Origin of the sequence: Chloracidobacterium thermophilum B, from assembly GCF_000226295.1 — a bacterium.
Taxonomy (GTDB): Bacteria; Acidobacteriota; Blastocatellia; order Chloracidobacteriales; family Chloracidobacteriaceae; genus Chloracidobacterium; species Chloracidobacterium thermophilum.
Genome location: NC_016024.1, coordinates 1228544 through 1243898 on the forward strand (window position 1 = coordinate 1228544; position 15355 = coordinate 1243898).

Sequence of the window (15355 nt, forward strand, 5' to 3'; positions counted from 1 at the left end):
TGATGAAAAGTGGGCGTGATAGTTCCATCACACAGTACGCAATTATACTTCGCCAGGGCAAAGCTGAAAGAGGGGGAATCGCTGGCTTTTCAGGCTGGATTGGTTGGCTCTGGCTCGGCCTGATTCTCGCCCTGCCGGGCGGACAGTTTGCCGCGCAGTCGCCACCGCCGGGCCCCGCCATTAGTGGCGTGGTGGTTGGTGAGTCCGGCACACCGCTGGCCGATGTCAAAGTGGTCTGTACCGGACCCACCGCGCCGTCAACCTCACTTCTGACGGCCGGAGATGGCAGGTTCACCTTTCCGCTCCCGCGTATTGGCAAATACACCATTGTGGCAACGGCCAGCGGCTACCGTCCACAGACCCAGACCATCACCCTGAATCGTCTGGATGAAACTCCGGCCGACATCAAACTCCAGCTCTCACCCAGTTCCCTGCGCGTTCTGGTGCGGGATGAGCGGGCCGGTACGCCCATGGCCGGCGCCGTGGTGACAGCGCGGCTGCGGGAATCTTCCCGCCGGGAAGCCAGCGCCCTGCGTGCTCTGGAGAGCCGGCGGGGCGAATACTTCTTTGGGCGGATGGAAGCCGGCGTCTATGAGGTCACGGCGGTGGTGACAGGCTACGAAGCCAAAACGTCCGAAGTTGTCGTCACCGGTGAGCGGACGACGCTCGAAGTGACTCTCCTGCTCAATCGGGTTTCAACCATTCCACTTGGCATCCGCAGTCTGGACCGCTCTTTTGTAGTGCCACGGTTGCCTTCCAACGACGTGCAGACGGTTTTTCCCGACCGTGACGGGAGTGTGTGGTTTGGCACGGCGGCCGGCGTGTGCCGTTTCGACGGGCAGCAGTTCTGGTCATCCGAAGCACCGGAGTCGCCTCTGTCTCCGCTGGCTGGAAAATCGGTAACGGCGCTGGCGCGGACGGCGGACGGCACTCTGTGGTTTGGGCTGCCAACCGGGCTGGCTGCCCTGAGGCCAACGTCAACGACTGCGATGGCCCTCAGTGAACCGGCCGTGGCCGTCACCTGTCTGCTGCCCGGTCCGTCCGAAGACCTGTGGGTGGGCACCGGGCAGGGCCTGTACCGCTACTGGCCGTCGCCACCGCGCTGGGACTTCATCCGGGAAATCGGCAACACGCGCATCCGCGCCTTACTGGCTGTTTCCGGCGGCCTTGTGGCAGCTACCGACCGGGGATTGTTCCGGTGGCCATCGGGGCCGGGCTGGGAACCGGTGCTGCCCGCTGCCCAAGTCGGGGAACTTGCTGCGTATGGCCTGGCGGCTGATCCACAGTCGCTGACCGTGTGGTGCACTACGGCTGCCGGGCTTTATACTCTGACACCCGATGGCCAGCTTCTGCCGGTTTCCGGCTCTATGTTGCAGCGTCCACTGGGGGCCTGCCACGTGGATAGTGAGGGACATGTGTGGTGCGCCCGCGCCGATGGGCCCGGTGTGGTGGTCTATGACCCACGTCGCCAGGAAACTGCCGAAGTGCTGACCGACACCGAAGTGACCGCCGTGGCCGGCGATCCCGACCAGAATGTGTGGCTGGCCACCCGCAAGGGGGCGCTGCGGTACGATGCCTACAGTTTTGTCGTCTTTGATACCAGTCGCGGGCTGCCCGACAGTGACGTGCACGCCATGGCTCCGCGAGCCGAAGGTGGGCTGTGGGTTGGTACAGCGCGGGGGGTCTATGCCTTTGACGGGATTCGCTTCCAGCGCGTCCACCCTGAGTTGGACAAAATATCCGTGCGCGCGCTGCTGGCGGCAGAGAACCGTCTGTGGGTTGGGGCGGAAAACGGTCTCTGGCTGTGGGATGGAAGTACCGTCCGGGCTGTGATGGCCGGCGACAGCGCCTTTTCGCAGGTGCGCTCCCTGCTTCTGGATGCCGCGCGCCAGACACTCTGGGTGGCCACGGCCAAGGCCCTGTTCAAGGTTGACAGCACCACCCTGAAACTTGACAGCGAGTCCATTCCACTGGATGGCGAAGTGCGGATGGCGCTGCTGTCACGTTCCGGCACGGTCTGGCTGGCGACGAACGATGGCGTGTATCGCTACGAGCCGGGGACAGCGGAACTCGTCGTCATTGGGACGACGCTGGGGCTGGAAAGCCTCGATGTGCGCGCCATCGTCGAGCAGCCCCAGTCCGGGCGCTTCTGGCTGGCGACCGGACGCGGTATCGAAACCTTCGATGGCGTCAGCTTCATTTCCGATGAATTCCGCGCGGCTGTGCAGGGCGGCGATGTCCAGACACTCTACGTCGAGCAGCATCCCTCCGGGGCCTTTCTATGGGTTGGGCTGGGCGACGGCAGCCTGCGCAAGTTTCTGCTCGATGGCGACGGTGTGGCCCAGACCTATCGGCGCGACCGCTATGACTTGGGCGGGCTGCGCTTCCGGGCCATGGTCGCAACCCCGGACGGCCACCTCTGGCTGGCGACTGATGCCGGTCTCGTGCGCCACCGTCCCAACGTGCGGGCGCCGGTCATTGACATCCGTCTGGAGGCCGATGGCGCCGAACTGCCGGGGACGGCCGAGGCTTCACTGCGCGCCGGTTTTCACCGGTTGAAATTCCGTTTCACGGCCCTCAGCCAGGCCGGGCCCGTGACGTACTTTTACCGTCTGTCGGGCCGGGATGCGAAGTGGCGTATCCTTTCACCCGAACGGACTCCCCTGACAACGGCCGAGTATGCGGTCGCTGGACTTCCAGCCGGTGAACACATCTTTGAAGTCCGGGCGCTCAACCGGGACCTCTACGGGCAGCAGTCTCCGGTGCAGCGGTATGTCGTGCGGATTGACGCTCCGTTTTACCTCCGGGGATGGTTCTGGGCGCTCTGCGTTCTGGTGATGACCGGCGGCGGAACCGGCGTCTGGTTCGTCCAGCGCGCGCGCAGCCGGGAGTACGTCCTGCCGCCGGCCCTGCGCCAGTTCACGCCCATCCAGCCCAATCCCTATGTCGTGGGCAACCCGATTCGCTCCCAGGCGATGTTTTTCGGGCGGGAAGATGACTTCCACTACGTTGCCCGCAAGCTCGAAGGCACCCCCCAGGGGCTGGTCATCGTCTTCTGTGGCGAGCGCCGGACGGGGAAAAGCTCCATCCTGTACCAGATGGCCAACGGCCGGTTAGGCACGGCTTTTGTCCCGGTGTTCATTGACCTGCAGGAAATGCTCGTTCAGGGCGACCGGGAGTTTTTCAGCCGGGTTGCCCGTCTCGTGGTCGAGGCGGTTGCCAAAGCGACGGCCACACCGGTCAGCCTGGCGGCCGACCCGCTCTTCACCTGGGCCGAAGGGATGGAGGTGGCAGCGACTGCCAGAGACAGCCAGGCGTCCGGCGGCAATGTGTATGACCAGGTACGGGAGTTCATCGGGCGGGCCCTGCAGCAGATTGGCAACCGGCAGATGGTCTGGCTGGTGGATGAATACGAGCTGTTTGAGACCAAAATCGAAGAAGACAAGCTTTCACGCGACCTGCTGCCTTTTCTGGCCAGCCTGCTGGACCGTTACGAGCGCCTGTCGTTTGTTTTTACCGGCTCACGCCGTCTCGAAGAACGTGACAAGCGGTTGTGGCGTGATTTGTTGCGGCGCTCACTCTTTCGCAAGGTGTCCTACCTGACGCCGAACGACACCCGCCGGCTCATTACGGAGCCAGTCCGGGATCGTGTCGTGTATGGGCGGGGCGTTGTGGAGGCGATTGTCCGGCTGACCGCCGGGCAGCCTTTCTACACCCAGGTGATTTGTCAGAACATTGTGGACTTTCTCAATGAGCAGGAGCGCCACTATGTTCTGCGGGCCGATGTGCTGACCATCGTGGAGGAAGTCGTCAACAACCCGCTCCCCCAGATGATCTACTTCTGGGAGGCGCTGAGTGACGATGAAAAGCTCGTTCTGGCGCTCGTCGCTGATACGCTGGTGGATGAGCAGGACGTTGTTTCATCCACACGCCTGGCTGCACGGATTACAGAGTGCAGCTATCCCATGACACTTTCCGAGGCTACGATTCGTCTCACGCTCGAAGAACTTTTCCGCCGTGAGTTGTTGGAAAAATATGGCGCCGATGCCTTCGCCTATCGTGTGGATTTGCTGCGCCATTGGATTCGGCGCAGTCACAGCGTCTGGCAGGTGGTGGGTGAAGTCCGTTCGCGCTGACCGCAGTCGCAAACTTGAAACCTGGAAAACGCAGGCAGCCGGCACAGGCTTCCTGCGGGAAAGCGCACCACATCCGTACCAAGGCGCCTGACCAAACGGCGCGACCGGCGGGGCGGATGGCCATCCACCTCGCCGGCCGCGTCCGAAGGGCTGTCGAAATGTCCGGCTTTCAGGCCGGGAAGAGGGTCAACGTTGGAGAGGGTTATGCACCGCCCTTTCAGGAAGATTGGCGGATCAGGAAGATTGGCGGAACTTGTCCATTGGAAAGTTGACGCCCAGCACAGAGGGGTCGCCATTGCACAGCGATTTGACGATGTACTCATAAAGGTAGTTTGATTCAGCACGCACCTGTGGGTCAGCCCGTTCCTCGTAGGTCTTGATGCTGCTGTCAAACTCCTTCTTGAGCAGGTCATAGAGATTTTTCTGGGCGATACCCTGCTCAATTTTCTGCGGGTTGTAGATTTTGATGTCACTGACAATGGTACGTGCCACACGCTGGGCGACCTTGTGCAGTTCTTCACTGGCTTTGAATTGTGTTGGTTGGGCCGGCTTGGGAGAACCGAGCGCCACAGTCTCTCCGCCAGGTGGGACAAAGTAGGCCGGGATTTCGGTTTCCTCGGTGGTCGGAGCCGGCGGGGTCGGATCGGGCGCGGCGTTGACATCAAACTCCGGTAGTTGTTGGGCGCGTTGCTGAGCCTCCAGCGCCCGGCGGGCTTCTTCCGCCCGGCGCTGTTCTTCGGCAGCTAGCCGAGCCGCCTCTTCTGCGCGGCGTTGTTCTTCGAGGCGGCGCTGCTCTTCGAGGCGGCGTTGTTCTTCGGCACGGCGGGCTTCTTCGGCAGCCCGGCGGGCTGCTTCTTCCGCCCGACGACGTTCTTCCTCAGCGCGGCGCTGTTCTTCGAGGCGGCGTTGCTCTTCGAGGCGGCGTTGTTCTTCGGCCAGGCGGGCCTCTTCGGCAGCCCGGCGGGCCGCTTCTTCCGCCCGACGACGTTCTTCCTCAGCGCGGCGCTGTTCTTCGAGGCGGCGCTGTTCTTCGAGGCGGCGCTGTTCTTCGAGCCGCCGTTGTTCTTCGGCCCGGCGGGCCTCTTCGGCACGGCGCTGTTCTTCAGCCGCCCGCTGAGCCGCTTCCGCCTGGCGCTGGGCCTCGGCTTCGCGCTGGGCGGCCGCCGCCCGGGCTGCGGCCTGACTGTCATCCGGGGCCGCAAGGGCTGGGGAAGCGATACCTGTCAACCCCAGCCCGGCGTCGTCGGTCTTTTTGCCTTTGAACACAAAGAACCACACGGCTGTGGCGACAACAGCGAGAACCACAATAGCAATCGCATAGTACATTACCGAACAGGCTCCTTAGGGTGTCTTTCGGTCGGTACGCATACAAGGCATTGGTGTCATCTCACTTGCGCGACAGCTCATCCCGCGTGGCATGAATCGTTTGGGGAAGAATTTCACGAAGGCCATGCTCACGCGCGTACTTTTCGGTGTTGTGCATCGCCTTCTTGCGGACAAAGAAGGGGATTTTTTTCAACTCCGCGAGCGCTTCTTCCGTCCACCGTGGCTCACCTGACCATTCGCCGCCGGGTGTCCCGGTTCCGGGGGCGGTGACAACGGCAGTCGTCGCCGGTGTGGAAACCACTGCTGACGCTGTCCCGCGCTGTTCAGCCGGGACGCCCTCATTCCGGCTCATCGGTGAGGGGGAAGGGGGCAGGTCTGGCAACCTTACAGCACCGAGTACCGAGTCATGTTCTACACCCGGCAATTCGCGGAACATATTGATCAAGTGCGATTCCAAACCAAGCGTCAATGTATGCGTTACCGCGTCGAAGATTACATTAGCCCCTTCCCAACCTGCAAATGGAGAATAGCGGGCAGGAAAATCCGTGACGTGGGCTGGACAACTGATGACCGTCGCTGGCAGTTCGTGCCGCCGGGCCGAGTGCCGCTCCATCTGGGTGCCCAGGACAATATCGGGCATCGCGTCGGCAATCCGGCGCTCCACTTCCTTGAAGTCATCCGAGTAAAAGCCGTTCCAGCCGCGCCGGGTGCATTCGTCGAGAAACGCCGGGGCATGTTCGTAAGAGAACGTGCCGACGGCCAGCGGGCGCATGCCGATTTCTTCTTCCATCATCCGCGCCACGGCCAGCGCGTGGGAAGCTACGCCAAAGACAAATGACCGCTTGGGTGTCAGGTAGTGGCTGTCGGCCGAGCGCGAGTACCACGGAACCCGGCTCATCGTCTCCGGGCGTGGATGGAAGTTGGCCGGGCGGCCGCCCAGTTCCTCGACCTTAGCCTGTACCAGTTCGATGAATTCCTGCGTGGCCTGAATCCCAATCGGCGCGTGTACCAGATAGGGTTGCCCAAAGCGGTTTTCGAGAACCCGGGCGGCGCGCAACCCGATTTCAGCGTAGGGCACGACATTGAACCAGGCCTGTCCAAGCCGCTGGAAGTCGGCCGCCGTACCGCCAAGGGGAAGGGCGGCATTGACCCGAATCCCACACTGATTCAGAAGCTGTGTGATTTCACGCAGGTCATCCCGGTGGCGAAAGCCCAGGCTGGTGAGCCCCAGAATGTTGACTGTGGGTTCGGGCGTCCGCTCGCCCGTGCCGGTCGCCAGGTGTTCGACGAGGCCGGCAAAGGTCATATCCGCGCCCTGGTCTTCTTTTTCGCAGAAGGCATTGAGCTGCAAAAACAGCAGCTTGGCGTTGCACGTCGCCTGCATTCGGTTGAGCGCGCCGCCCACATCCTCCTTGAGCAGGTTGGATGTGCAGGTGGGGATGACCTGGATGACACGCGGTTTGTGTGTCCGCTCGACCTGTTCCACGACCGTCATCATCCGGTCCACGCCCGTCGTGGAGACTTCCTTCCGCCCGTAACTGACGTTCGTCACGCTTGGAAAGCCACACTGCCGGTCAATCATCGTAAACAGCACACTGGTGTAGGAATCACCACCGGGAGCGTGTAACACCGTGTGTACGCCGGGGATGGAGGTGCCGACCCGGCACGCGCCGACGTGGGCCGGGCCTTCGTATGTCCAATAGTGAAGTCGCATGCGTTTTTCTCCTGAGCAAAGTCAACCACGGGGTGATGTCTGGCCTGCCATCCGTCGGCTGTTCCCTGCGGGGGCAACGGCTGACAGGTTCGGGCAAGCCGGGTGAGACCGTCCGGCTGTCAGGCAGTGGCGCTACCAGCCCGGGCGGCATCCGTTGGCTGGCTGACGTACCAGCCGCGCTGGGCCATCAGATTCCCGCGCCGGATGGGCCGGGCGATGATTTCCGCCAGGTCTTTGGCGTGCCTGAAGCCGTGAATGGGCGTGAAGGTAAACTCGATGGACCATTTCGTGGGCAGCCCACGTGATTCAAACGGGTTGGCCAGCCCCAGCCCGCAGATGGTCAGGTCGGGCTTGAGGGCAATAACCCGTTCCGCCTGCGCGATGACATCGGGTTTTTCGTAAAGCGTCAGGCCTTCGGGCAGGCAGGCGACATCGGCTGCCATGGCCTTGCGGTTGAAATAGGGTGTGGACAGTTCGACGATTTCGGCACCCATCTCACAGAGCAGGTTGGCAATGGGGAGTTCCAGCAGGTTGTCGCCGATGATGGCCACCCGTTTGCCGATGAGCAGTTCGCGTTCGGGGCCAATGCGTTCCCAAGCTTCGGCTTCGAGTGTGGCCAGGCTGGCCGGTGGTTCTTTCCCAAAGGCGCGGCAGATGGCCTCGTAAAACTGGCGGGTGGCAGTTGGCCCAATCGGAGTCCGGCAGGCAAGCACTTCCACGCCACGGCGCTTGAGGGCGTTCATCGTCATCGAGAGGTAGGGCTGCAAGGCCACGGCCACGGTGTTGGGGCCGATGGCAGGCAAGCGGCGGGGATCACGCGCCGGCAGCACGCCTCGCACGGGAATCTCCAGCGCCGCAAGCTGTTCGAGGATTTCATCCTCGACGAGATCGCCCACTGCGCCGACGAGCAGCAGTTCCCGTGGGGTTCCAGGGGCTTCTTCGGGGGAAATCGTCAGGAGTGCCTGCAAAACGCCATCTTCGCCCTGCGTGAAGGTGTGCTCCAGACCGGAAACCGGCGCAAACATCACCGGGCGCGCGTATTTCTGCGTCAGCATTTCCCCGATGTTTTGCAGGTCAACCTTGATGATCTCTGCCGGACACGTCCCCACGAGGAAGATAATTGTCGGGTTGTATTCCCGCACGATGTCGCCCACGATGCGGTCAAGTTCAAGGTGGGCAAAATCGGCCGTTTTGGCGGCAAGGTCACTTTCTTCAATGATGGCCGTGGCAAAGCGCGGCTCGGAAAAAATCATCACACTCAGGGCCGATTGCATGAAGTATTGACAGGTGTGACTGCCGACAATGAGAAAAAACGACCCGCGAATCTTGCGGTAGAGCCAGGCAATACAGCCCAGCGAGCAGAAGCCTTCAGCACAGCTCGCCTCGCGGATGACATTCAACGACGCCATAGGGGGATTCTCCAGAAAAAGGGTTGGTGCAGCTTGCGCCGCCACGATGCGGTACACCGGAAGGGTGCACAAAACACCTTGCACTCAACTTCGTTCATAAAAACACATTGCGCAACCCGGAAAGGAAGCAGGCTTCCGTATGCGCCGCGCGGCGGGAGGGCGTCGCCACCCGGCGCGCCAGGCTGCATCAGCCTTCCGGTGGCATCGGCGGCTTGCGGGAAGTACAGGGCTTGTGATTACGCATCTGACAGGGACATTGCTGGAGAAAAGCTCGGCATCGGTTGTGGTCGGAGTTGGCGGCATCGGTTTCAGCGTAGGGGTTTCGCTCTACACCTATGACCGTCTGCCGGAGGTCGGGAACACCGTGTCCCTGCACACTTACCTGCTCGTCCGCGAGGACGCCTTGTTGCTGTATGGTTTTTGTGACCGGATCGAACGGGAGTTCTTCCTGCGCCTGCTGGCCATTGCCGGCGTGGGTGCGCGGACGGCGCTGGCGGTGCTGTCCGGCTTCAGCCCGGCGGACCTGGCGCAGGTCATTCTTGCCGGTGATGGCCGACGGCTGTCCGGTGTGCCGGGTATCGGAAAGAAGATGGCTGAGCGTATTATCATTGAGTTGCGCGACAAGCTCCCGGATGTCCCGCTCCCCCACGTGGCTGTCCAGTCCCCGGCCAATGCTGACGAACCTCTCAGGCGGGATGTTGTTTCGGCGCTCATCAACTTCGGCTGGTCGCCGGCAGTCGTGGAAAAGGCCGTGGCGCAGACGCTGGCCGAGGAAACGAGCCGGGATTTGAGCTACCTCATCAAGCAGACCATGAAGCGACTCTACCGCTAGCTTTTCTGGAAAAGCCCCCCATATACCCTGGTTGGTCTTTGGCTGAACACGTGTCTGTAACAATACCCTCTCCTGCGCCGGCGTTTTCGCTCGATGATCACCATGGCCGGACTCACACCTACCAGTTTCCACGTCCGCTGGTGACGGTACTGTGCTTTGGTGACATGGTGAGCGCCTATCAGTTGGCAAGCTGGATCGAACCCCTGTACCTGAAGTTTCGGGATCAGATTGACATCATCGGCATTGCCGCGTTCCGGGGAGTGCCGGACATCTTCCGGGAACTGGTGCGCGTGAGTATTGAGAAGCTTTCCCCCAAGGAAGTGCTCATTGACTGGGATGGCGAGGTCTCCCGCGCCTATGGTCTCACCTTCGGGCAGTGCCGCGTTGTGGTCGTCGCGCCGGATGGAACGGTGGTGCAGGCCGTGAATGGGACAGCCACCCCCGCTACCTTCCGCCGGGTTACAGACAGCATTGCCGATGCGATGCAGGAGACGGCCGCCATCCAGTCGGCGTCTGACGAAAACCTTGCCTGACCAGGGCATGTGCCGGAAGGGAAGCGGACTTCACCCCCTGGTGATATATCTTGTGAACATGGCGTGCCGCAGTGTCCCGGAGCAACTGCGGTGTGATTGAACCTATGGCAGATACAGCAGCTTGCTATGATGTTGCCGTTGTCGGTGGCGGGCACAACGGTCTGGTCTGCGCCGCCTATCTGGCCAAGGCCGGACGTTCGGTTTTGGTGCTGGAGCGCCGCCCGGTTGTGGGTGGCGCCGTTTGTACGGAAGAAATCATTCCGGGTTACAAGTTCGACATCGGTTCCTCGGCGCACATCATGATTCATGGCACGCCGGTGATTGCCGAACTGGAACTGAGCAAGTACGGCCTCGAATACATCGAGATGGACCCGTGGGCCTTTTATCCAATCCTGGGGACGCCCCACGGCATTGCCTTTCACCGGGACATTGAGAAAACCTGCGCCAGTATTGCCCAAATTTCGCCGGCCGATGCCGAGCGGTACCGCAAGTTTGTGGCGCACTGGGGCGAACTCAACGATGCGATTTTTGAGGTGTTTCTGAATGCGCCGGACCCGCAGAAAATTCTCTGGACGGCGCTCAAGCGCAGTGTCACCAGTTTCCGGTCACGCAAAGCGTGGGGATCACTCGAAACGGCGCGGCAACTGATGGCACCCTACGGGCAGGTCATCCGGGAGACCTTCCAGAACGAGCATCTGCGGACGGCCATGCTCTGGTTGGCCGCACAGTCAGGGCCGGCACCAAGTGAAGTGGCCAGCGGGGATATGTTCGGCTGGAATGCCATGATTCACCAGACCGGCGCCAAACGCGCCAAGGGCGGCTCCGGAGCGTTGACGCAGGCGCTGGCGAAGTGTTTTCTCGCTCACGGCGGAACGTTACACCTTGAGGCGGAAGTGTCGGCCATTGCGCGTCTGGCCGACGGTACATTCAAAATCAAACTCGTTGGTGGTGAGGCTTTCCATGCGCGGCGGGTGGTAAGCGCCTGTCACGTGCAGACGACGTTCCTCAAGCTGCTGGAGGACTGCCCCACCGAACTCCGGCAGCGCGTCGCCAACATCCGGGTTGGCAACGGCTTTGGGATGATTGTGCGCCACGCTGTTGAGGAACTGCCCCAGTACGAGGGCATCACCAGTGATGAGCGCGGTGTGGCGGCCTGTCACAGCGCGTTGCAACTGTTGTGCCCGTCGGCGGCCTACCTGGAAAGCAGCTTTCGGGACTTCCTGCTGGGGCGTCCGCCGGAGCAGCCGAGCGTTGTGGCCATGACGTTCTCGGCCATTGACCCCACACTGGCCCCACCCGGCAAGCACACCCTGTTTACCTGGGCCCAGTATCACCCCTACGAGCTTTCCAACGGTGAGCAGTGGGATGACATTGCCGAGCGCGAGGCCGACAAAATCTACGAGGTCGTTTGCCGTTATGCGCCCAACATGCGCGGCAAGATCATCGGGCGCTACATTCAGACACCGGTAGAAATCGAGCGGAAGCTGGGGTTGTTGCGCGGCAATGTCATGCACGTCGAAATGTCGCTCGACCAGATGTTTTTCTTCCGCCCATTACCGGAGTTGGCTTCCTACAAAACGCCGATTCCGGGGCTGTACCTGACGGGGGCGAGTACCCATCCCGGCGGTGGTGTCTTTGGGGCGAGCGGCTACAACACGGCGCGGGTGGTGTTGTCTGACCGGTGACGGGCCGCCCTGGCCATCCGGGCCAGGGCCACCCGCCACTCACCCCCGCCACTCGCTACTCCCTACTCGCTATTCCCTACTCGCCACTCGCTACTTGTCACTCCCCACTCGCTACTCCTCACTTGCTACTCCCCACTCGCCACTCGCTACTCCCCCTGCCCGGTTGACTAGCCAACCGCAGGGGCGTCCTTATACCATCGCGCCGCACGTACCCATTTCATTGTGGACAATCCCGGTGACTTATGAGCACTGCTGCCCTGCCGCTGTCGTCAAGGCAAGCGACGACGTACGCCTATTTCGTGCTGGCGATGCTGACGTTGCTCAACCTGCTCAACTACATTGACCGGTATATCTTTTCGGCGCTGGTGCCGTACATCAAGGCGGACACCGGCTACACCGATGCACAACTGGGGCTGATCGGCAGTGCCTTCACCTGGGTCTATACGCTCTGCTCACCGCTTTTCGGCTACTTTGGCGATCGGTATCACCGGGGCTGTCTGATTGCCGTGGGAGTTTTTGTGTGGAGTCTGGCTACGGCCGGGGCCGGACTGGCCCGCAGCCTGTGGCAGTTGCTCGTGGCACGGGCAGCAGTGGGGGTAGGGGAGGCCAACTACGCCACCATTGCTCCCAGTCTGCTGGCCGATTACTTCCCCAAAGCCCGGCGTGGGCTGGCGATGAGCATCTTTCAGGCGACAATTCCGATTGGCGCGGCGGCCGGCTTTGTTTTGGGCGGTTATCTCGGCGCACCGGATATGTTTGGCTGGCGCTACGCCCTGCTGATTGTGGGCGTGCCGGGGTTGCTGGCAGCGCTTACGATGTTTTTCATCCGCGAGCCGCAGCGCGGCGTCATGGATGAGCCGCTGGCGCCGCCCACTCAGGCATTGCCCGGCGAGCCATCCCAACCGAAGGAGGTGGGCTGGCTCGAAGGCTACTGGCAATTGCTGGTGAACCGTGGCTACCTGCTGACCTGTCTGGGGTATGCCGGCGTGACGTTTGCGCTTGGGGCGCTGGTGTTCTGGGCCCCGGAGTGGATGAAAGCTGACAAGGGGCTAAGTGAAAAAGAAGCCAACCTGGTGCTGGGAATTTGTGCGGTCGTGGGTGGCACGCTGGGCAGTCTCATCGGCGGACTGCTCGGCGATGCCCTCAATCGGCGGTTGCGCGGTGTACGCGGCTACTTTCTCGTCTGCGCGGTCAGTGCTGGCTTGGCGAGTGTGCCGATGTTCATAGCACTGGTGGCTACAACGCCGCTTGTCTATCAGGTCTGTACATTTATCACGCTGCTTCTGGTGTATCTGGGAAACGGCCCGGCCAACACGCTGGTCGTCAGTCTCGTCGCGCCCAACCTGCGTACAACGGCAACTGGCCTTCTGGTCGTGGCGATTCACGTCTTCGGGGATGGCATTTCACTGGCACTGGTGGGGTGGATTTCGACCCATCTGCGGGAACTGGCACAGGCGGGGCAGTCACCGCCGGCTTTTGTCGTCACCCTGGCCACGCTCTGCGGGTTGTCACCGGCGGCCCAGACCCTTTCGGTCGCCCTGCTGCTGATGCCGGTGGCGCTGGTGGTTGCCGGCCTGCTGTACGGGCTGGGCACCATCACCCCGGAAGCCACCAGGGACAACCCCGCCTCGCCGGCCTAGCCGCTTGTGTCGGCTGACTGTCGTCAGATGAGTCTCCTGATTACCAGTCGGCTCCGTGACCCATGGTGGGGGTGGGACGGGATTCGTCCACGACCAGAATGGTCTCATTCTGTCGGACGAGTCCCATTTCCCGTGCTGAACGCTCGATAGCACGTGGGTCCGTGTCGAGTTGGCGCAGTTCCTGCTGAAGGCGCTGGTTTTCAGCGGTCTGCCGGGCAATCTGGGCCTGCAGGCGGTTGTGAGCGGATGTGGCGTTCTGGAGTTCACTGTGCGTACGGAGCGTGACCGTGATGCACACCCCGGTCAGTCCGATGACGACCATGGCGACGAGGGCATAGAGGGGAATCCCCAGCGTCAGGACACGCGGTTTGGGAAGGGCCAGAACCTGCTCATGGCGCAGTTGGTACTCATTGATGAATGAAACTCTTGCCTGACTCAAGCAACACCTCCACTTCAGCTTCCGTTCGCGCCTCGGCATAGCACCGGGCCAGCGGCTCTGTCCCTGACAGGCGAATCAACACCCAGGCTTCATCTTCCAGAAAAAACTTCACTCCATCGGTGCGATCCAGGCGCAGCACCCGCTTGCCGCCAAAGGACTCCGGTGGCGTGGCTTCCAGGGTCTGGCGGAGTTGCTGCTGTTTTTCCGGGGTGAGGCGCACGCCGATGCGCCGATTGACAAGCGTTCCGACGCTCCGGGACAGCTCGGCCAGCAGGTCCCGGAGGGACTGCCCCCGCTGCGCCACCATTTCCGCCACGAGCAGACACGCCAGAATACCGTCTTTTTCCGGGATGTGACCGTGGATGGACAGCCCGGCGCTTTCCTCTCCGGCGAGAAATATCTTTTCCTCCAGAATCAGCTCGCCGAGAAACTTGAAACCGACCGGGGTTTCGTACACCGGAATGCCGTGCTGGTTCGCCACCCGGTCAAGCCAGTGCGAGGTGGCCACGCTGCGCCCGACGCCTTGCTTCCAGCCACGTGACCGGTACAAATAGTCGGTGAGCAGTGCCAGAATGGCATTCGCCGGGATAAAACTGCCGTCCCGGTCTATGATCCCGAAGCGGTCGGCATCGCCATCCGTGGCAAGTCCCAAATCAAGGCCGTCGCGCCGGACGACTTCCCGCAGTTCGGCCAGATTGGCTTCCGAAGGTTCCGGGCTGCGTCCCCCAAAGTACGGGTCGCGCCAGTCGTGGAGGGTCGTCACCTCCCAGCCGTAAGACCTCAGAAACACGTCAAGGTAGCCGCGTCCGGTGCCCCAGAGGGCATCGTAGGCCACACGCAGCGGCCGGTGGTGCAGGGCATCGCCGTTGACCTTCCCGGCCAGCACGGCCAGGTACATCTCGCGCAGGTCCACGGTCTCGATGCGTCCGGGTGTCGTTATGGGTACAGCCAGCGTGCTGTCATCCATCCGGCGCTGGATGAACGTCTCGATACGTCTGGTGACTTCCGGCAGCGCTGGCGCACCGTTGGCGGTCGAAAACTTCATGCCGCCATACTCCGGTGGATTGTGACTGGCCGTGAAGTTGATACCGCCGCGCGCGCCTGTGGCGCGAATGGCCACCGACAGCGTGGGCGTTGGGGTATCCCGGTCTGTCACCTGCACGTCGAATCCGCGACGGGAGAGTTCTTCGGCACAGGCCGCGGCAAATTTTTCAGCCATGAAGCGTGGGTCGTAGCCGACCAGAACCAATCCGCCGGCACCACTGCTCTGGAGTTCGTCGGCAATGGCCTGGGTGACAAGCCGGACATTGGCAAAAGTAAAGTCGTCGGCCAGAATGGCGCGCCAACCGGATGTGCCGAATGCAATCATGGACAATCTGCCGTCCCCCGAAGCGATCTTCGAGCCTTTTTGGAAAAGATGAAACAAACCGCTTGTTACCGTGGGAATGTTGTGCCGGAAAGATACACGCACGCTACCATGCGTGGTGAAGCGCCGACAATGACTTTTCTGTTGATTGAGACCGTTGGTTGTGCCCGGGACAGTTTTTTACAGCTTGCCCGCGTGCCCTTCGGGTGTCATCCCGACTTGCGAACAACAAAAGCACGGTGAATACTCACATTCCAGCCCCAACGACATTGGCA

Annotated in this window: 10 protein-coding genes; 5 read left to right on the forward strand and 5 right to left on the reverse strand. The window is 61.8% G+C overall.

Annotated features, from left to right (window positions below; all coding sequences use genetic code 11):
* Positions 1-2: 2 nt before the first annotated feature.
* Positions 3-4136 carry a two-component regulator propeller domain-containing protein gene (locus tag CABTHER_RS05125; protein WP_014099534.1) on the forward strand — a complete coding sequence of 1378 codons (4134 nt, stop codon included), beginning with the start codon at positions 3-5 and terminating at the stop codon, positions 4134-4136.
* 234 nt (positions 4137-4370) lie between these two features.
* On the opposite strand, the gene CABTHER_RS15610 is transcribed toward CABTHER_RS05125, so the two are convergent.
* The 3 genes from CABTHER_RS15610 to CABTHER_RS05140 form a co-directional block, all read right to left on the reverse strand.
* Positions 4371-5462, reverse strand: coding sequence for a hypothetical protein (locus tag CABTHER_RS15610; protein WP_014099535.1), 1092 nt, complete (start codon positions 5460-5462; stop codon positions 4371-4373).
* 61 nt (positions 5463-5523) lie between these two features.
* Positions 5524-7176 carry a ferredoxin:protochlorophyllide reductase (ATP-dependent) subunit B gene (gene bchB / locus CABTHER_RS05135; RefSeq protein ID WP_041569094.1) on the reverse strand — a complete coding sequence of 551 codons (1653 nt, stop codon included), beginning with the start codon at positions 7174-7176 and terminating at the stop codon, positions 5524-5526.
* Between the two features lie 119 nt (positions 7177-7295).
* Positions 7296-8585 carry a ferredoxin:protochlorophyllide reductase (ATP-dependent) subunit N gene (locus CABTHER_RS05140; protein ID WP_014099537.1) on the reverse strand — a complete coding sequence of 430 codons (1290 nt, stop codon included), beginning with the start codon at positions 8583-8585 and terminating at the stop codon, positions 7296-7298.
* Positions 8586-8817: 232 nt separating this feature from the next.
* On the opposite strand from CABTHER_RS05140, the gene ruvA reads away from it, so the two are divergent.
* From ruvA to CABTHER_RS05160, 4 genes are all read left to right on the forward strand, one after another.
* Complete coding sequence (ruvA, locus tag CABTHER_RS05145; protein ID WP_014099538.1) at positions 8818-9417, forward strand: Holliday junction branch migration protein RuvA; 600 nt, start codon at positions 8818-8820, stop codon at positions 9415-9417.
* A 50-nt stretch (positions 9418-9467) separates the two neighbouring features.
* Positions 9468-9950: a TlpA family protein disulfide reductase gene (locus CABTHER_RS05150; RefSeq protein ID WP_148263947.1), complete on the forward strand. Its 483-nt coding sequence runs from the start codon at positions 9468-9470 to the stop codon at positions 9948-9950.
* Positions 9951-10042: 92 nt separating this feature from the next.
* Complete coding sequence (locus CABTHER_RS05155; RefSeq protein WP_228374075.1) at positions 10043-11635, forward strand: phytoene desaturase family protein; 1593 nt, start codon at positions 10043-10045, stop codon at positions 11633-11635.
* Positions 11636-11877: 242 nt separating this feature from the next.
* Positions 11878-13275 carry a spinster family MFS transporter gene (locus tag CABTHER_RS05160; protein WP_014099541.1) on the forward strand — a complete coding sequence of 466 codons (1398 nt, stop codon included), beginning with the start codon at positions 11878-11880 and terminating at the stop codon, positions 13273-13275.
* A gap of 40 nt (positions 13276-13315) precedes the next feature.
* On the opposite strand, the gene CABTHER_RS05165 is transcribed toward CABTHER_RS05160, so the two are convergent.
* Positions 13316-13714: an FtsB family cell division protein gene (locus CABTHER_RS05165; RefSeq protein ID WP_014099542.1), complete on the reverse strand. Its 399-nt coding sequence runs from the start codon at positions 13712-13714 to the stop codon at positions 13316-13318.
* Positions 13683-15083 carry a phosphoglucomutase/phosphomannomutase family protein gene (locus CABTHER_RS05170; protein WP_014099543.1) on the reverse strand — a complete coding sequence of 467 codons (1401 nt, stop codon included), beginning with the start codon at positions 15081-15083 and terminating at the stop codon, positions 13683-13685. Before CABTHER_RS05170 ends, CABTHER_RS05165 begins: the two co-directional genes overlap by 32 nt.
* Between the last annotated feature and the right edge of the window lie 272 nt (positions 15084-15355).

Excerpts from the sequence above, each read along its gene's own strand:
- CABTHER_RS05125 (WP_014099534.1), top strand. The coding sequence starts at position 3 with ATGAAAAGTGGGCGTGATAGTTCCATCACACAGTACGCAATTATACTT.
- CABTHER_RS15610 (WP_014099535.1), bottom strand. The coding sequence starts at position 5,462 with ATGTACTATGCGATTGCTATTGTGGTTCTCGCTGTTGTCGCCACAGCC.
- bchB (WP_041569094.1), bottom strand. The coding sequence starts at position 7,176 with ATGCGACTTCACTATTGGACATACGAAGGCCCGGCCCACGTCGGCGCG.
- CABTHER_RS05140 (WP_014099537.1), bottom strand. The coding sequence starts at position 8,585 with ATGGCGTCGTTGAATGTCATCCGCGAGGCGAGCTGTGCTGAAGGCTTC.
- CABTHER_RS05160 (WP_014099541.1), top strand. The coding sequence starts at position 11,878 with ATGAGCACTGCTGCCCTGCCGCTGTCGTCAAGGCAAGCGACGACGTAC.
- CABTHER_RS05170 (WP_014099543.1), bottom strand. The coding sequence starts at position 15,083 with ATGATTGCATTCGGCACATCCGGTTGGCGCGCCATTCTGGCCGACGAC.